Genomic DNA, 18,598 nt, shown 5'->3' on the forward strand with positions numbered 1-18,598 from the left:
TGATGCGGGAACCCTTATCCGGAGCGATGCGGATGACGACGACAAGCGAAGGCCCGGGGATGATTCCGGGGATCTACCACTACTGCGACCGCTGGTGCCGGCGATGCCCGTTCACGGCCCGCTGCCTCCAGTTCCGCCTCGATTCCGAAAAGGCGGAGGGCCATACGGCGCTCGAGGGGCTCGACATCTTCGGCGTGCCGTTCTGGCAGGAGCTCGCCCTCGGGATGGAGCGCGCTTCGCGCCTGATCCGCGATGCGGTTTCCGCGGCCGAGGATAGCCGGGGGGAGGGTGCCGACCCGGCCCCGCCGGAACCGGTCATGGCGCCCGCACGGCGGAGCGCGAGGGAGCATCCCGCTTCCCGGGCGGCGCTCGCCTATGCCGGCATGGCCGACGGGTGGTTTATGGAGGCGGAACGGGAAAAGCCCGTTTCAGGCTCCATGGAGGCCGTCGAGGTCATCCGCCACTACCGCTACCTGATCTATGCGAAGGTCGTGCGTGCCGTCGACGGCAGGAACCACGCCCTTTCGCGCGAGGATCCGGGGGCCGGGAGAGATTCCGACGGCTCGGCCAAGATCGCCCTGCTCTCGATCGACCGCTCGATCGGCGCCTGGAGCATCCTCTACGGGGATCATCCCGGCAAGGAAGACCGCACGCTCTCGATCCTGCTGCACCTCGACCGGCTCCGTCGTTCGCTGGAGCTCGTCTTTCCCGACGCCCGGGCCTTCCAGCGCCCCGGTTTCGATACCGAACCTTCTTCATCCGCCAACCCCTAAAGCGCAGTACCATGCTCAACACCAACGCAGACCGCCTCGTCGAATTCCTTCTCCAGTGCCACCCCGGCCAGCCGCGTACCCGCGGAAGCTGGGAGGTCGACCACCAGGGTGTCCCCTTCATCCTCCCCTCCATCGGCGGCATCACGCTCAATGTCCAGGCCGGCGATTCCGCATTCGGCTGGCAGGGCGACCATGTCGAGCCGGGAGTCAGCTGCACGGCCGATACCCAGAAGCCCTTCGAACACCCCAACGTGGGCCTGCAGATCTACTCCTGCGCCGGGAACCTCGCCACAGTGGCCACCGGTGAGGCCAAGGGCGCCGAGGGCCGCGTGCTCGGCCACCACGGCGGCTCCGAGCACGTCATCGTCGATTTCCCGCGCGAAGTGAAGGAGCAGCTGCTCTACAGCGACACCATCATCATCCGGGGCCGCGGCCAGGGGCTGCAGCTTACCGGCCATCCCCAGGTCGCGCTCTTCAACCTCGATCCCGACCTGCTCGGGAAGATGAAGATCAAAGAGGCTCCCGACGGGGTGCTCGAGGTGCCGGTGACGACGCTGGTTCCTCCGGTCTGCATGGGTTCGGGCATCGGCTCGGCGCATGTGGCGAAGGGCGACTACGACATCATGACGAGCGATCCGGAAACGGTCGCCGAGTACGGGCTCGACCGCATCCGCCTCGGTGACTTCGTCGCGCTCATGGACCACGACAACCGCTACGGGCGTGCCTACCGGCGCGGCGCGGTGAGCATCGGCATCGTCGTGCACAGCGACTGCCGCGAGGCGGGCCATGGGCCCGGCGTCACCACCCTCATGACCGCCGCGTCGCCCCTCATCCGCCCTGTCGTCGATCCCGAGGCCAACATCGCCGACCGGCTCGGGTTCGGCACCCGGCTCAAGGGCGGCTCGAAAGGCCCGAAACGCGGGAAGGGGAAGTGAGAAGAGACTGAATTTTTTCCGCTTCCGTACGGTTATAGGTTTTTCCCCCTTGTGCAGTCGTATCGCAACATCAACATCACAAAGGAGAGAGTCTCATGGCCATGAAACTGTACGGAAGGGATCCCCTGAAGCTCTTCGAAGACGTGTTCAACGAGCGCGTGTCGCCGTTCTTCTCATCGATCGTCGCCCCGGACTTCAAGGTCGACGTCAGCGAGGACGAGAACGCCGTCTTCATCGAGGCCGACATGCCGGGCATGAAGAAGGAGGACGTGCACGTCAAGATGGAGGACGACGTGCTCTGCATCCATGCGGAGCGCGAGCAGAGTGAGGAGGAGAAGAAGAAGGGCTATCACCGGATCGAACGCAGCTGGGGCAGCCTGTCGCGCAGCTTCACGCTCGGCGACAACGTCGACGAGGAGAACATCGACGCGCACTACGACAACGGCGTCCTGAAGATCAGGGTGCCGAAGAAGGAGCCGGAACCGAAACGCGGTACCGAGATCGCGGTGAAGTAGCAGGGCCTCTTCGGCCGGAAACGAGAAAACCCTCCGCAGTGGAGGGTTTTCCTTTTTCCTGTTCCGCAGTCCTGCAGGATCAGCAGTTGCGGATGGTGGAGTCCTGGCGGTCCTTGATCGTCGACTCGTCGAACTCGTCCCATTCGTGCTCGTCGTGCTCGCGCTGGTAGCCCGCCTCCTTGAGGCCGAAGCTCATGTCGGCGACCATTTCCGGACGCAGTTCCTTGAGGTTCTTCACCTCTTCCTCGGTGAGGATCCTCGACTTGTCGAAACCGAGGTCGATCTCGAGCTTGCGGTTCTTGGTTTTCACGCGGTCGATGTCGTAGAAGCGCTTGGTGAGGGTCGTCTGCGCGAAGGCCTTGAGACAGCCGAGCATGTACTTGCGCACATACGGATCCTTGATCCAGGGGTAGCCGAAGAAGGTCTTGCGGGCGTAGAAGCGTCCGTAGGACTTCAGCACGCCCTTCAGCACGTCCTCGCGCTCCATGTTGTCCGGCTTGATGATCGGCGAGACGAAGTTGTACTTCGAGTAGTCGCGGACCTCGACGCGGTCGCCGAGTTCCTTGAAGAGGTCGGAGAACGGCCAGGGGGTGTAGATGGTCCAGTTGGCCATGTCGGGATCCCAGTCCTTGCAGAGCTGGTAGGTCTCCTCGATGGTCTCCGGGGTCTCGTGCTCGAGGCCCATCACGAACTGCGCCTCGGCCACGATGCCGTTCTTCTGGAGCAGCTTGATGGCCAGCTTGTTCTCCTCGATGGTGGTCTCCTTGCGGAAACGGTTCAGGTTCATCTGGCTGGCAGCCTCGGTGCCGAGCGAGACGTGCACGAGGCCCGCCTTGCGGAAGAACGGCAGGAGGTCGGCATCACGCATGATGTCGGTCACGCGGGTGTTGATGCCCCAGGTGACGTCGAGCTTGCGGTCGATCAGCTCCTGGCAGAGCGATACGAACTTCTGCTTGTTGATCGTCGGCTCCTCGTCGGCGAGGATGAAGAATCCGACGTTGTATTTCTTGACCAGCACTTCGATCTCGTCGACGAAATGCTTCGGGCTGCGGGCGCGGTACCGGCGCCAGAACTGCCACTGCGAGCAGAAGGTGCAGGTGAAGGGGCAGCCGCGTGCGAAGTTCGGTACTGCCAGGCGGCAGTTGAGCGGGGTGTAGATGTACTTGTCCCAGTCGTAGAGGCTCCAGTCCGGGGTGAGGGAGTCGAGGTCCTCGATGACGGGGTGGGCCGGGGTGGCGAACACCTTGCCCTCGTCGTCGACGTAGGCGATGCCGGTGATCTCCGAGCGGGTTTCGCGGTCGTTGCCGGCGGCGATGGCCTTGATCAGGTTGACGGCGATCTCCTCGCCTTCGCCACGGATCACGTAATCGGTCTCCGGCGCCTCGGTCAGCACCTGCGGGTACATGAAGGTGGAGTGGATGCCGCCCATGATGGTGCGGATCTTCGGATCGACCTTCTTGGCGATCTTCATGATGTCCTGCGCCTTGAAGATGGACGGGGTGATGTTGGTGGTCATGACCACGTCGGGACGGTTGGCGCGGATGATCTCCTCGATCTGATCATCGGGCATGTCATCGGCCATGGCGTCGACGAAGCGGATCTGGTCGAATCCTGCCTGTTTCAGCGCACCTCCGATGTAGGCCACCCAGCTGGGGGTCCAGTTGCCGGCGATTTCAGCGCCGCCGGAGTGATAATTAGGCTGAACCATCAAAATTTTCATCGGTATCCACCCTCCAGGTATGTGTGTTTTACGAAATCGCTATTGCTAGCTGCAGTCGGACGGGCCGAAGCCCGGCAGATAAAATTCCTATGAACCCTAAATTTACAATTTATTCTGTAAATCCCGAACGCTTTCGGCGACCCCTCTGCCCTCCGCGTTCAGCGGTGTTCCGTTTCCATCAGCATGGTATGGTAGAAGCCGAAGCTGATCTTCTCTTTGCGTTTGATCTCCATCCCGGCTCCCTGCATCGCCTGCCGCATCTGCTCGTCCTTGATCATCTGGATCGTCGTGCGCCGCTCTTTCTTGGGGAAGTAGCCGCCGAGCCAGTGCTGGAAGGCGAGGATGTTGTTGTAGGGTGCGTACGTAAAGATGACGGGGCCTTTCGAGAGCTTCGAGAGGTTCCCGAAGGCCTGGATGAACCCTTCGCTCGGGTAGTGGATCAGGACGTCGAAGCAGACGACGGCGTCGTAGCTCCCGCTGACCGACTCGATGCTCTCGACCTGGAACTCCATGTTCGAGGCGACTCCTGCGGCGGTGGCGTCGGCTTTGGTCTTCTCGACCATCTGCGAGGCGATGTCGGCCGAAGTCACCCGGTAGCCCGCCTTGGCCAGACGGATGCTGAAGAGTCCGGTGCCGCATCCCGCATCGAGGATGTGCGCACCTTTCGGGAGACCGAGCTCTTCCAGCCAGGCGAACGCGCGGTCCATCATCACCGCATGGCCCTGGCGGACGGTATTGCGGACGGTGGAGAGTTTGTCGCTGCCGTAGATCGACGCCCAGCGCTGGTAGCCCTGGCCGTTGAAGTAGGTGCGGAGCATGTTCTTGTGTTCCTCGGCATTGAAAGAGGTGCTGCTCATGATGTCGGTGTTACGGGTTGTAATGGTTGTATGGTTTCGTTTTCCTTTTCAGTCAGTGCACGGGGCCATCGGCGCCTTCGATGCGCGATTCCAGGTCGGCATAGAGCTCCCGGAGCGTTTCGAGGGTCCCCTCGCCGGTCTCCCAGAATCCCCGTGCGTTGGCTTCGAGGAGCCGGCCGCACATGGCCATCGTGGCGTGCGGGTTGAGCGCCTTCATGCGCGCGGCCATCTCCGCATCCTCGAGGAAGGTCCTGCTCGCTTCGGTGTAGGTCCAGTTCGGCACGGCCGAAGCCGTCGCGCTCCATCCGTAGGTGTTGGACAGGTGCGACTCGATCTCGCGCACCCCTTCGTAGCCCTGGCCGAGCATCGCCTCGTACCACTTCGGGTTGAGGAGCTTCGTGCGCGATTCGAGCGCCACCATCTTTTCAAGCGAGGTGATCCGCTGCCTGCCGCCCCTGCCGGAGTTCTCGCCCACCATGACGGAGGGTTTTTTCCCGCCGAGGCGCTCGACCGTCTTGGATACACCGCCAAGATACTCATAATAATGGTCAATATCCGAAATGCCGATTTCGGCGCTGTCGATATTCTGGTAGGTGAGGCTGACCGACTTCAAGGCGGAGCGGAGCGCTTCGGGCCGTTCGGCCCACTCGCCCGACGGCGTCACCGCGAACCCTTTCCTCGAGGTGAAGGCCTCTGCGAGCTCCTCCTCCTTTTCCCACGAGCTGCTTTCGACGAGGTGGTTGACGTTGGCGCCGTAGCTGCCGGGGGCGTTCGAGTAGACCCGGTTGGAGGCATCCTCGAGGCTGCAGCCCCGCTCCTCCATCTCCTGGAGTGCGTGTCGGCGCACGAAGTTCAGCTCTCCGGGTTCGTCTGCTGCGGCGGCAAGGCGCGCCGCACGGTCGAGCAGGCGCACCTGCACCGAGAGCAGGTCGCGGAAGATGCCGCTCACGGTCATCACCACGTCGATGCGCGGTCGGCCGAGCTCCGGGAGCGGGATGAGCTCCACGTCGGCGATCTTGCCGAGCTCGTCGGTGCGGGTGCGGGTGCCGAGGAGCGCGAGCGCCTGGGCCACCCCCTCGCCTCCGCTCTTGAGGTTGTCGGTGCCCCAGAGCACGAGCGCGACGGATTCGGGCAGCTCGCCGTGCTCCGCCCGGTAGGAGCGGAGCAGTTCCTCCGCAGAGTGCCGGCCCGCTTTGGCCGCCTGCGGGGAGGGCATGGCGTAGGGGTCGAGGCTGTGGATGTTGCGTCCCGTGGGGACCACTTCGGGGTCGCGCACGAGGTCGTTGCCGGGCGAGGGGAGGACGTAGCGCCCTTCGAGCGCCGCGAGGAGGGATTCGATTTCGGTGTTCCGGGCGAGACCGAGCATGACCCGCTGCAGGAAGCTCCAGAGCGCCTCGGTATCGGCGGGCCGGAGCCCGGCCTCTTTTGCGAGATAGGCGTCGGCTTCAGCCGCGCGGACCGCCAGGCTGCCTTCGAGCAGTTCGGCGGCGGTGAACTGCCGCCCGTTTCCGGCCGACTCGCTGATGTTGCCGGCGAAACGCCGGACCGCTTCGTGCGAGACGGCCTGGATGCGGCGCCACGCCGCCTGCGATTCGAAGTCGTCCTCCATCCGATCCTCGAGCGTGGGGTAGTCGAGCCGCAGGCGCGCGGCGACGAGTTCGGGGAGGGACTTGCCCGCGAGCGAGGGCTGCGGGTGCGAGGCGAGGAGGGCGAGCTGGTCCGTGAGGCTGTCGGGCGAGGGCGCCTCGCCCATGATGTGCAGGCCGAGCGGGATCATGCGCTCCTCGATCCGGTAGAGTTCGCCGGAGAGGCGGGTGACGAAAGTCTCGGCGGGAGCTTCCTCGTCGCCGGCGTCGATTTCGGCCGTGCGGGCGAGCTCGCGGATCTCATCCAGGAGTTCGTCGGAGGGGGCCGCCCTCCAGCTCGAGACGAGGTCGCCGAGCCTGCGCAGCTCCCGGTAGAGACCGGCCTCTTCGAGGGGCGGTGCGAGATAACTGAGGAGGGTGGCCATGCCGCGTCGGCGGGCGATGGCCCCTTCGCTCGGGTTGTTGACCGAGTAGCAGTAGAAGTTCGGCAGCGTGCCGATGAGTCGTTTCGGCCAGCACGAGGCGCCGAGCCCCACCTGCTTGCCGGGCATGAACTCAAGCGCCCCGTGGGTTCCGAAGTGGACGATTGCGTCGGCGTCGAACTTCTGCTCGAGCCAGGTGTAGAAGGCGGCGAAGGCGTGGTTCGGCGCGGCGTCCTTGGCCATGAGCAGGCGCATCGGGTCGCGCTCGTAGCCGAAGCTCGGCTGCTGGCCGACGAAGACGTTGCCGAGCCGGCACCCGAGGATATGGAACTGCCGGCCGTTGTTGAGCATCTCGCCCGGCGCGTCGCCCCAGAACGCCTCGATTTCGTGGTAGGCTCCGAAGAGCCTGCGGTACTCCTCGAGTGAGAGGTCGCCGCCGACGTTTCCGTCCGTTCCGTGGATGAGCCTGTTGCCTTCGAGCAGCCGGTCGCGCAGCGCTTCGACCGACGGGGGCACCTCGACCGTATAGCCCTCCTCATCCATCTTCACGAGCAGGCGGCGGAGGCTTTCGAAGACATTGAGGAAGGCCGCCGTACCGGCGTTGCCGAGGTTCGGCGGGAAATTGAAGAGGACGATGGCGACCTTCTTGCCGGCGTTCGGCGTCGCCTTCAGCCGGAGGAACCGTTCGGCGCGTCCCGCGATGAGCTCGATTTCGGGTTTCAGCGGTATGGATCGGTCGCTTCCGGCCTCAGTACCGGCGTAGACCTGCGGTTCGACGGTGCCGTCGAGCTCGGGGATGGCGACGCTCAGCGCCGTCTGCAGCGGGGTGAGTCCGAGGCTGCCCTTCCGCCACTGTTCGACCGGCTGGAAGGAGAGCGGGATGAGGTTCCAGCAGGGGACGTCGAGCTCGCGGAGCGCTTCGGCGGCGTCGGCCGCATGGTTCTCCGCCGGCCCGCCGACGAGCGAGAACCCGGTGGCGTTGAGGAGCAGGACGGGGCGCAGGGCGCCGGGGATGCGGGGGTGGAAGAACCGGTTGAGGGCGGGCCGGCAGTCGAGACCGCCGCTGTATGCGAGGCAGGTATTGATGCCTCTGGCTTCAAAAGTGCGGAGCAGGTGCTCGATATGGTCCATGTTCCGGCCGAGTACGGTGGAGCGCATCGTGAGGATGGCGACCGGGCCTTTCGTGAGCTCCGGCCGGTGCTTTTTCTGCCAGCGGAGGAATGCGGCGGCACTCTCGAACTCTTCCGGCGAGTCGGGATGGAAGAGGGCCGTGTCGGGATAGAAGATGGGGTCTTCCTGCGGCAGCCGGCCCTTCCACCCTTCGGCGTAGCGCTCGATGAGGAGTGAGAGGAACCGCTCCATGTTCTCCTGCGATCCGTTCAGCCAGAACTGGTGCGCGGCGATGAAGGTATGGATGTCGCGTGCGCGGCCGGGGAGGTGCTTGAGGATGCGGCTGGCGTTGCGCGCGAGCGCCAGCTGGCGCTGGCTCTCCCCTCCGCTGTGTTTCGGCTTGAGCTTGTCGGCCCACTGCTTGAAGATGCCGGGGGGGCCTTCATGCTCCTTTTTTTGCTTCTTGAGCGAGAACCGGCCGAGCCGGGTCTGGCCGACGAGCGCCGGGTTGCTCGTGATCATGCAGACCGGGCACCGGAGTCCGTCGAGCAGCGCTTCGAGCGGGCGCACGATCTCCTCGCTGAAGAGCATCGAGCCGAAGACGAAGTCCGCCTCCGGCAACGTGCGGCGGAGCCTCTCCCAGAGCTCGGGGCTGTTGTGCAGGCCGAGGCTGAAGACCGAGACTTCGAGTCCGGTCCCGTACTTGCGGTTCAGCTCACCTGCGGCCGCCTTCAGCGTGCCGTTGTTGGTGGCCTCCATGGTCAGGAATACGAAATGCATAGGTACTGCTTAGGCTAAATCAAAAAATGTCGGTCGCGCCCGGCCTGCACGTTCTCTGGCGTATGGATCTCTGGATGCCGCGCATCCGCGGGCGGTGCCGTTTGCGGATGGAGCGGAGGGAAGGGTATCAGATGAGGAGTACCGGGTTCTCCTGCAGGAGGTTCGCCGGAAGGGCAAGAAGGGCGGAATAGGGGGGCGCGGATGCAAGTGGTGCGGGGGCCGGCGGCGCAAGTATGGCCGGGCGATCGAAGGCGGTTGCGGAAAGGGCTGCGGGAGCGGTTTCATCCTGCCCGGCGCGCACTTCCGGGAGTAGGGTGCGGCCGCGTTCAAACGGCGCGAACGCAGCGGCGAGCGCCGTGAGCCGGCTTTCATGGACGGCGGCGGCGGCCGTATGCTGCTGGCGGAGTTTCTCTTTGGAGCGCGAGCCGAAGCCGCTGGTCTTGAAGAGGAGGCCGAATCCGAGCACCGAGACGATGAAGAAGAGGAGGACCTCGAAGAGGCGCCAGGCGCTCCTGAAGATGTTCGGGTTGCGGTTCGGCATGAATGCGGATTTATCGTCCAATATACCATGGCCGCCGCTAAAAACGAAACCGGGCCCCTCTCTGGGGGCCCGGTGTGCGGCTTATACCTCGATGCCTTCGAGTCGGTCTTCCAGGTCGCTGTAGATCTCCTGGAGCTTGTCGATCATGTCGGGATCGGCGTTCCACATGCCGCGTCCGCTGGCTTCGAGCATGCGGCCGACGATGTTCTTGAAGGCCTTGGGGTTGGCCTTCATGAGCCGGTCGCGCATCTTCGGATCGAAGGCGTAGGTCTCGGCGGCCTCCTTGTAGACCCAGTCGTCGACGCCTTTGGTGACGGCGTCCCATCCGAGCATGTAGGTGAAGCGGTTGCTGATCTCGGTCGCGCCGCTGTGGCCCTGCTCGAGCATGGTCTCGAACCATTTCGGGTTGAGGAGCTTCGTGCGGAACTCCACCTTCAGCGCCTTGTCGGCGTCGTCGATCTTGACGTCGGCCGTGAAGGTCTCCACGTAGTTGAGCTTCACGCTGTCGCCTTTCGGGTTGCGGCGGCGTGCGGAGAGCTGCAGCGCTCCGGAGGAGGAGAAGTAGCGGTCGATGTCGGAGATGCCGAACTCTGCGGAGTCGACCTGCTGCACGACGCGGTCGACCGTGCCGAGCAGCCCTTTCAGGATGTCGGTCTGCTGGTCGCCGTAGCGGTTGCCGCCGTAGGCGAAGCCGGTGCGCTTGACGAACATGTCGTCGAGGTCCTGCTCGGACTCCCATGCGGAGTCTTCGACGAGCTCCTCGACCTGGGAACCGTAGGCGCCCGGGGCCTGGGTGAAGAGGCGGGAGGTCGCGGCCTCGAAGTCGGCGCCCTGCTGCATGGCCAGGTCCACGTGCTTTTTGATGTGGTTCATATCATGGCTCTCGTCGGCTTTCGCGGCGTCCTTGACCAGCTTGTCGAGGTGGTCGACGAGCACGCCGAAGGTGTCGCGGAAGATCGAGCTGATCTGGATGAGCACGTCGATGCGGGGACGGCCGAGCCTGTCGAGCGGGATCAGCTGGTAGTGGCTGATCTTGCCCTGCGCGTCGTAGGCCGGTTCGGCGCCCATCAGGTGGATGATGACGGCGACCGCCTCACCCTTGCTCTTGATGGTGTCGAGGCCCCAGAGGACCTGGGCGATGCTTTCGGGGTACTCGCCGTCGTTCTCCTCGACGTGGCGTGCTATGATGCTGTCGGCGATCTGCTTGCCGCGCTTGAAGGCCAGCTCGGAGGGGATGCGCCACGGGTCGATGGCGTGGATGTTGCGTCCGGTCGGCAGGATGCCGGCGCCGTCGCGCACGAGGTCGCCGCCGGGTCCCGAGGGGAGGTATCCGCTGGAGAGCGCGTGCAGGAAGCTCGTCATTTCGCCGCTGTTGTCCTCGAGGGCGCTCTTCATGGCCTGGCCCTCTTTCAGGGACTCGTTGATGGCTTCGGCCATCTCCTTGGAGACCTGGCCGCCGCCGGTCAGGGTGCTGAACACCGTAGCCGGGTTGCCGCGTTCGAAAATGGTTCCGGCGATGAAGTCGCGGGTGTGCCCGTCGACCCGCTCGCGCACCTTCAGCGCCTCGGCTTCGCCTTTGCGTGCCCTGGTGGCAAGTGTCGCGTAGTCGCCGTAGGTGGCGCTCTCGCCGATCGCCTGGAGGATGACGGAGGGCAGCGAGCGTTCGTTGCCGCGCACCTTCAGGTACTCGGTGATGGTGGTGACCTGGGTGTCGAGGTGGGGGGTCTCTCCGAACACGTGCAGCGAGTTGGAGATGAGACGTCCCTCGAGCTCCATCATGTAGGTGTAGAGTCGGCTGATGTATTCCTGGAAAGGCTCTCCCTCGCAGCGCGGGCAGTCGTCGGTGAGGTTGAGCTGCTGGGCCTTCTGGATGATGGCCTCCTCGGTCTCGACGTCGACGATCTTCTCGAGGCCGCGCTCGCGGTAGTCGCTGAGCATCTCCTTGAAGGCGGGCAGCTCCTTGTAGAGACCGGCGCGGGCGAGCGGGGGGATGTTGTGCGAGATCATGGTGGCGTAGCCGCGGCGCTTTGCGATGTTGGCTTCGCTCGGGTTGTTGATCGGGTAGATGTAGAAGTGCGGGACCTCGCCGAGCAGCGCGTCCGGCCAGCACTCTCCCGTGACGCCGAGCTGCAGGCCGGGCATCCATTCGACGGTGCCGTGCATGCCGACGTGGACCATGGCGTTGGCCCCGAACTCGCGGCTGATCCAGCGGTAGAAGGCGATGTACTGGTGGTGCGGAGTGTTCTCCTTGTCGAAGAGCAGGCGCATCGGGTCGCCCTGGATGCCGAGGCGCGGCTGCACGCCGATGAAGACGTTGCCGAAGCGCACGCCGCCGATGAAGAGCTTGTCGGTGCCGACGGGGACGATGTCGCCCGGGAACCCGCTCCAGCGGCCCTCGATGCGTTCTCTCTCGCGGTCGGTGGTGATGCGGTTGAAGACCTCGCGGTCGATCGAGAAGCTGTCGGGCTCGTGGGCCTGGATCTCGTAGTCGGTCGCGCGGTCGAGCATCTCGAGCATCGCTTCCGGGGACTCCGGCAGTTCGCCGACGTTATAGCCCTCGGCCTGCATCTTCTGCAGCATGAGGTAGATGCTCTTCGGCACGTCGAGCAGGGCGGCGCTGGCCTTCTTGCCCATGCCGGGCGGATAGTCGTAGACGACGAAGGCGACCTTCTTCTCGCTGTTGGGCAGCTGGCGGAGGTCCGAGAACTTCTTTGCCAGGAGCGAAAGCCGGTCGAGTCGGTCCTGCACGGTGTGGAGCCTTCCGTCCTTGATGGCGCCGAGCACCACCGGGCAGACCGCGCCGTCCATTTCCGGCAGCGAGTAGGTCATGGCCGACTGGAGCGGCACGACGCCCTCTTTCTTCCATGAGTTGATGTCCTGGATGAAGAGCGGCTGTGCGACGACGTAGGGTGCGTCGATCTTGGTGAGGATCTCGTCGCGCGCGGCCGACGAGGCTCCAGGGGTGGTGGCGCCGGCAGGGCCGCCGACGAACCCGAATCCCATCATGTTGACCAGCATGTCGACGTTGCCGTGCGTAAACCACTCCCTGGCGGCGACGTGGCCCTCGACGCCCATGACGAAGACCGGCAGGACGTTCAGACCGCGCGACTCGATGGCGCGGATGGTGTTGTCGATGTACTCCTTCTCCTGCAGGAGGTGCTTGCGGAAGAAGAGAAGCGCGATGTTGCGCCGCTTGGCGGATGCCTTGTCTTTTTTATGCAGCCACTTCTCGTAGTGGTGCAGGTCCTTCATGTATTCGGGGGCGTCGGGGTGGTAGAAGCCCATCGTGGGGACCTCCTGCACCTTTTCGGCCTTCACGCCCACCTCGAAGTACTCGGCCATGATGTAGTTGAACATCCCGGCGAGGTTCTCCGCGGTCGGATGCATCCAGTAGGTGTAGACCTGCATCCAGTTCTTGAAATCCTTGGCTTTCTTCGGAATCAGGGGGAGCATCGTCCGCATGATCTTTAGGAGCTTCATGTAGCCGTAGAGGGCGTCCTCGTCGCGGCCCTTCACGAGCATCTTGGCGACCTTCTTGACGATGTCCGGCATGCCGCCGCCGTCGCCGGAGACGATGTAGTTGCCCACCTTCGTCATCTGCATCACCTCGGGCATCGACTCGTAGGCGAAGACGGTCTTCACCTTCGAGGCCTTCAGCTGCTCCTCGAGCCAGTCCGCCTGCCCCTTGAACTGGATCAGCGTGGTGAAGACGCAGTCCGCGTTGCGGATGGCCTCGCCCGCTTCCGGGTTCTGGTGTTCGAGATCCTGATCGGTCCATTGGGTCAGTTCGGCGTGCTCTGAGATCATCTCACTGACCTCTCGCCAGACCCGCTGGTTGCATTGCTCCATACCGACGACTGCTGCGATTCTGATCTTACTGGGCATAAGAATAACGGAAGATGTGCTTGAAAGGTGGTACGTAACGAATTGGTAAATGTACGAAAAAGGCTTGATGAATGCTAACCGGTTCTGTGCCGTGCGGCTCGGGTGCTCAATTACGCAATCAGTGCTTCTGGACACAAAAAAAAGCCAGCCCCCGGAAGGGAGCTGGCTGTAATGAACGGCGCAGTGCGCCCGATGGTTCCCCGGGAGGGGAATCGCTCAGTAGGAGAAGTCCACGCCGAGCACGTAGCTGCGGCCGGGGGCGCGGAACCACGCGACTTCCTCGTACTGGGTGTTGTTGATGTTGTTGCAGACGAGCGAGGTGGTGAAGTTGTCGTTCACCCTGTACTTCGCGCCGACGTTGAACACCACGAAGTCGCCGGGGTAGTTTGTTCCGGCAACATTGTTGTACATGTTGATGTTCTTGTACTTGCTGACGTAGCGGCCGTTCACATTGAGCGCGAGGGCCTTGGTTGCATTCCAGGTCGTGCTGGCCGAGGCGGTGTGCTCCGGGCGGTAGGCGAGCCAGTCGGGGTCGGGATTGTCCTTTACGCTGGCTAATGCGGTATTGGGGTCATACGATTTGTTTTTCGCATTCATGTAGGTGTATGCCAGGTTGACATTCACCTCATCGACAGGTTTGATGCTTAGGTTAGTTTCGATACCCCAAATGCGTGCTTTTGTGAGGTTTTCGTATTGAAAGGTTGTTCCATCAGAAGATGTGGATTCAATCAGGTTCTTGTAGTTGTTGATGAATCCTGCGATATCAAGGGCAACCCGTTCGCCGAACTGCTTGAAAACGCCGGCTTCCCATGCGGTCATAGTCTCCTTATCCAAGGCAGGGTTCGGCGTCAGTGTCGCAAATCCACCTTCACGAACGAACCGCTCATAGAGCGAGGGTGCCCTGAAGCTCCTGCCCCATGAGGCGCGGAAGCTCATGTCGTCCATTGCCTTGTAGTTCAATGCTACGCGAGGGCTTACAGCGTCAACCGATTTGTTCTGGATGGGGGTGGTTCCAACCATGTCATCGCTGATGCCGTTCCAGTCGTAGCGGACTGATGCGAGGGACGTCAGGCGGTCGGTGATTTTCCATTCATCCTGCAGGAAGCTTGCGAAATTGCTTTCCTGGATGTCGTTCAGAACGCCTGTGACCGGAGTGGTGGCCGTGACCTGCGTCGACATTACATTGGTGAAGTTGCCGTCCACACCGAAGAGGAGGCGGTGAGCATCGCTGACTTTCCAGTCAAGCTTTGTTCCTGCGCCGACCCTGTCGGAATAGGTCTCGTTGAATGCTCCGGGTGCTTTCGATACGGTACTGCCCGGATACAGATACTCCGTCTCTGCTGTGGGGTTGTACTCATAGCGAGTGCCGTTGTGAGTATAGTAAAGCTTTGTGTCCAGAGAGATGTTGTCGCTGAACATCTTGACATAGTTCAAGCCGACAAGAGCGTTTTTCCTCAGAGTGCTGTCATCGCCATAATAGGCTGCGTTATTAATGTCATAAGCGAGTTCAGGGTGTGTGGCCGTAATCGCTCCCGTCATGTCAGTATCATATGGCCAGTTTCTACCATACCCACCCACCGTGGCATTATAGAACGCGCTGAGTTGCAGGTACTGGGTTGCGTCGATGTCGTACCGAGCCTTGATCTTCAGGTCATTCAGGTAGCTGTCGGTGTTTTCCCTGTACCCGTTGTCATCGCTATGGCTGTAAAGGATGTTGTAACGCCATTTCCCATCCTTGTTGCCGTAGCCGACATAGCTGTTCCAGAAGACCGGAGTATAGCTCTCACGATAGGCACTCTGATCGTCGGACGGAGGCGCATCATAGAATCCGATGCTCGAACCAGCGATGATTTCTTCTTTTTCGGGAAGGTGCCCATATACGCTGACCACGCCGCCCATGGCTGCTGAGCCGTAAAGGGTCGCTGCGGCGCCCTTGAGGACCTCCACCTTGTCGGCAGCGTTCATGTTGACCGTCTGCCAGACGATCTCGCCGGACTCGGGGGCATTAATCGGGAATCCGTCATAGAAAGCATTCACCCTGGTGCCGATTCCTCCGCCCTGGTAGACGTTCGAGCCACGGATCTGGAGCGAGCTGCTGGTCTGACCGCCAGCGCGCGACACCACCACGCCCGGAACGCCGTCGACGACCGAGTCGAGCGTCGGGTTGGGCTCTTCCTTGATCTGCTCGCTGGTAACCACGTTGGCCGTCACGGGCACGTCGAGGCGGTCCTGGCCGTACATGGCGGCGCCGACCACGACCTCGGAGGCCATGATGGTGGTCTGTGAAAGGGAGATTTCGGCAGTCGCGGTCGCGTCGGCGCCGACGGTGACTGCCTGGGCCGCAGGCGCGTAGCCTACGATGGAAACGGAGATCTTCTGGGTTGCTGCGGGGACGCCCTTCAGGGTGAAGTTGCCGTCCATGTCCGTCGCGGTGCTGAGGGTGGTGCCGCCTACGGTGACGGTCGCGCCGTAGACGCCTTCCCCGTCAGCCCTGTCGGTGACCTTTCCCTTGATGGTTCCCGTGTCCGCGCCAAACGCGGTCATCGGTACCAGGAACGCCAGCATGCACCATGCTGCCGTTACGATACGGGCGAACGAACCTGCCCGTGTCTTGGTTGATTTCATGGCTGTGTGTGGTATGGTTGTTGGAAAAACCCCTGTACATCAGCAGCGGATCATCGTCAGCGTCCGTCGTACTCGTTCGCCATCACATCATGCGGGTAGATAGTTAAAGGTATACAAAGTTTTTTGAAAAAAGCAAGTTACGCAGTAGTCGGGAGCGGGTTCGGGCGGAAAAAGGAAAACCCCCGGCTTCGCGGGGGTTCCTGATTCGATGGTGTGGGGGGGCCGGGGAGGACTTCCGGATGCTCCTGCCGTCAGATCACGCCGAGCTCCTTGCCGATGGTGCAGAACTCCGTGATGACCTTGTCGAGGTGTTCCTTCTCGTGCGTGGCCATGAAGCTCGTGCGCAGCGCCTCGTGGCCGGGCATGACGCCGGGGCGGATGAAGGCGTTGACGTACACACCCGCTTCGAAGAGCCGCTTCCAGAAGTGGAGGGTCTTCATCTGGTCGGCGATGAGGACGGTGACGATGGCCGTGCGGGAGGGCATGAGGGTGAAGCCCGCCTTCAGGAGGCCCTGGCGGACGTAGTCGGTGTTGGCGACGAGGCGCTCGCCGAGCTGGGGTTCCTCACGGATGATTTTCAGCGTGGTGAGCACCGCCGCGACGCTTGCCGGGGTCGGTGAGGCGCTGAAGATGAGCGATGAGGCGTTGTGCTTGATGTAGTCGATCACCTTGTCCTCGCCGACGACGTAGCCACCGAGCGAACCGAAGGTCTTCGAGAAGGTGCCCATGATGAGATCCACCTCGTCGACCAGGTCGAACTCGGACGGGGTGCCCCTGCCGCCTTTGCCTATCACACCGACGGCGTGGGCGTCGTCGATGACGATGCGGGCGTTGTACTTCTTGGCGAGCTCAACAAGGCGCGGAAGGTCGACGATCTCTCCGGAGACGGAGAAGACACCGTCGGAGATGATCAGGCGGCCTGCAGTATCCGGGATCTTCTGGAGGACCCGCTCGAGGTCATCCATGTTGTTGTGGTTGTAGCGGACGAGGTTGGCCCCTGCGCCCTGCGCCATGATGGATGCGGCGACGAGGCTGGCGTGGTTGTCGCGGTCGGAGACGATGTACTCGCCGCGCTGCGCGAGGGTGGGGACGATGCCCTGGCCGGTCTGGTAGCCGGTGCTGAAGAGCAGGCAGCGCTCCTTTTCGAAGAAGTCCGCGAGCTGTTCCTCGAGTTCGATATGGAGCGTGACGGTGCCGGTCATGTAGCGCGAGCCGCTGCAGCTGGTGCCGTACTTCTTTATGGCTGCGATGGAGGCTTCCTTGACGCGGGGGTCGGAGGTCAGGCCGAGGTAGTTGTTCGAACCGGCCATGACGACCTTGCGGCCCTCGAAGGAGACGACCGGACCTTCGTTTTCGTCGATGGGGTGGAAGAACGGATATATGCCCTGCTCCTTGATCGCATCGGCAAGGGTGAAGTCAAAGCATTTCTTGAAAAGATCTTTCGGTTTCTCCACAGTAGTGTAGATTTGCTTCCGCTGCAAGAGATGCAGCGCTGGAATTTCTCGTTTTCCCGGCCGTCGCTTTTTCTGTTTCTTTCGGTGACCGGGTTTCGCTTTGGGGGTAAGATGCCCAGAAACCGAAATGTATTAAAATTTTTGTTTTTTCTGATATTGCCGAGCCCTGTTTTTTTACGGGCTCCGAACACCTTGAACGCGTATGGCTGAAACGATACTCATCTCCGGCTCCACCGGCTTCATCGGCCGACGGATGCTCCGGCACCCCTCGCTCCGGGGGGAGCGGGTACGGGTACTGCTCCGCCCCGAAAGCCCCGATCGCCCGATGCCCGAAGGCGTCCTGGCGGTGCGTGCCGGCTTCAGTGATCCCGAGGCGCTCGGCCGTGCCGTCGAGGGGGTCGACCGCATCATCCACCTCGCCGGCGTGACGAAAGCCAAAGACGAGACCGCTTTCGACGCGGGCAACGTCCTGCCCGTCCGAACCCTCCTCGAGGCCGTCCGCCGCCACAACCCCGGCCTCAAGCGGTTCGTGCTCGTCTCGTCGCTTGCCGCCGCCGGTCCCGCGAGCGAAGGCCTGGAGGGGGTGCGGGAGTCGGACGCGCCGCATCCGGTCAGCGCCTACGGCCGCAGCAAGCTCCGCGGTGAAGAGGCCGCACTCGCCTTTTCGGGCGACGTGTCCCTCACGATCGTGAGGCCACCGGCCGTCTACGGGCCCGGCGACCGCGACGTGCTGCAGGTCTTCCAGATGCTCGCGAAGGGCGTGCTCGTCACCGCCGGCAACGCACGGCGCCAGCGCTTCAGCATGATCCACGTCGACGACCTCGTTCGCGGCATCGTGCTCGCCGCCCGCTCCGACGCCGCGGCAGGCCGCACCTACAACATCACCTCCTCTTCGCCCTGGTCGTGGGACGACGTCGTCGACGCCGCTCGCCCGGCCCTCGGGTTCCGGCGTGTCCTGCGACTCTCGCTTCCCGCCCCTCTCGTCATGCTGCTCGGCACCGCTGTCGGCGGCGCCGCGTCCCTCCTCGGCAAAGCCTCCATCCTCAACCGCGACAAGGCGGTCGAACTGCTCCAGGACTACTGGGTATCCTCCCCCAGGCGGGCGCTGGAAGAGCTCGGCTTCATCAGCGGGATCTCTCCTGCGGAGGGGGTGGCCTCCACCGTCGCATGGGCGAAACGCGAGGGGTTGCTGTAGGTTCCTACATTCGCGCTTTGCTCCGTGGTTTGGGCGTTTACGCTACAATTCCATATATTTACCCACAAGCACTACTTCGTAGTGCTGCGAATGCGCTGGCAAGCATCGGGCCGATCCTGCTTCGATAGTACGGCAGGGGGCGCCTCGTGAATGCTTCGGCGTGTAGGGGTGCCGGCCGGGCCGGCGCTCTCCAGTCCCTC

11 protein-coding genes are annotated in these 18,598 nt (G+C 63.0%); 4 read left to right on the top strand and 7 right to left on the bottom strand.

Going from position 1 to position 18,598, the window contains the following annotated elements; all coding sequences use genetic code 11:
* Window positions 1-32 precede the first annotated feature (32 nt).
* The 3 genes from E0L29_RS05980 (at window position 33) to E0L29_RS05990 (ending at window position 2,223) form a co-directional block, all read left to right on the top strand.
* Window positions 33-773, top strand: a complete 741-nt coding sequence (locus tag E0L29_RS05980; protein WP_131356247.1) for a hypothetical protein — start codon at window positions 33-35, stop codon at window positions 771-773.
* An 11-nt stretch (window positions 774-784) separates the two neighbouring features.
* Window positions 785-1,708, top strand: coding sequence for a DUF4438 domain-containing protein (locus tag E0L29_RS05985; RefSeq protein ID WP_131356250.1), 924 nt, complete (start codon window positions 785-787; stop codon window positions 1,706-1,708).
* A gap of 95 nt (window positions 1,709-1,803) precedes the next feature.
* On the top strand, window positions 1,804-2,223 hold the full coding sequence (locus tag E0L29_RS05990; protein ID WP_131356253.1) for an Hsp20/alpha crystallin family protein: 420 nt from the start codon (window positions 1,804-1,806) through the stop codon (window positions 2,221-2,223).
* A 79-nt stretch (window positions 2,224-2,302) separates the two neighbouring features.
* On the opposite strand, the gene bchE is transcribed toward E0L29_RS05990, so the two are convergent.
* The 7 genes from bchE to E0L29_RS06025 form a co-directional block, all read right to left on the bottom strand.
* Window positions 2,303-3,943 (bottom strand): magnesium-protoporphyrin IX monomethyl ester anaerobic oxidative cyclase, encoded by a 1,641-nt coding sequence (bchE, locus tag E0L29_RS05995; protein ID WP_131356257.1) that lies wholly within the window; start codon window positions 3,941-3,943, stop codon window positions 2,303-2,305.
* A 158-nt stretch (window positions 3,944-4,101) separates the two neighbouring features.
* The gene (bchM, locus tag E0L29_RS06000) at window positions 4,102-4,800 is read right to left on the bottom strand and encodes a magnesium protoporphyrin IX methyltransferase (RefSeq protein WP_131356260.1); all 699 of its coding nucleotides are present in this window, start codon (window positions 4,798-4,800) and stop codon (window positions 4,102-4,104) included.
* 52 nt (window positions 4,801-4,852) lie between these two features.
* Entirely contained in the window at window positions 4,853-8,698 is a 3,846-nt protein-coding gene (locus E0L29_RS06005) for a magnesium chelatase subunit H (RefSeq protein ID WP_131356263.1), read from the bottom strand.
* A gap of 127 nt (window positions 8,699-8,825) precedes the next feature.
* A complete protein-coding gene (locus E0L29_RS06010) occupies window positions 8,826-9,239 on the bottom strand; it encodes a hypothetical protein (protein WP_131356266.1) in 414 nt (137 codons plus the stop codon).
* A gap of 81 nt (window positions 9,240-9,320) precedes the next feature.
* A complete protein-coding gene (gene bchH / locus E0L29_RS06015) occupies window positions 9,321-13,124 on the bottom strand; it encodes a magnesium chelatase subunit H (protein WP_131356269.1) in 3,804 nt (1,267 codons plus the stop codon).
* A gap of 216 nt (window positions 13,125-13,340) precedes the next feature.
* Window positions 13,341-15,749, bottom strand: a complete 2,409-nt coding sequence (locus tag E0L29_RS06020) for a TonB-dependent receptor (RefSeq protein WP_131356272.1) — start codon at window positions 15,747-15,749, stop codon at window positions 13,341-13,343.
* A gap of 251 nt (window positions 15,750-16,000) precedes the next feature.
* A complete protein-coding gene (locus E0L29_RS06025) occupies window positions 16,001-17,203 on the bottom strand; it encodes an aminotransferase class I/II-fold pyridoxal phosphate-dependent enzyme (protein ID WP_131356276.1) in 1,203 nt (400 codons plus the stop codon).
* Window positions 17,204-17,405: 202 nt separating this feature from the next.
* Here E0L29_RS06025 and E0L29_RS06030 point away from each other — a divergent pair, with 202 nt between their 5' ends.
* A complete protein-coding gene (locus E0L29_RS06030) occupies window positions 17,406-18,398 on the top strand; it encodes an NAD-dependent epimerase/dehydratase family protein (RefSeq protein ID WP_131356279.1) in 993 nt (330 codons plus the stop codon).
* Window positions 18,399-18,598 lie beyond the last annotated feature (200 nt).

Origin of the sequence: Chlorobium sp. N1 (genome assembly GCF_004332115.1) — a bacterium.
GTDB lineage: Bacteria > Bacteroidota > Chlorobiia > Chlorobiales > Chlorobiaceae > Chlorobium.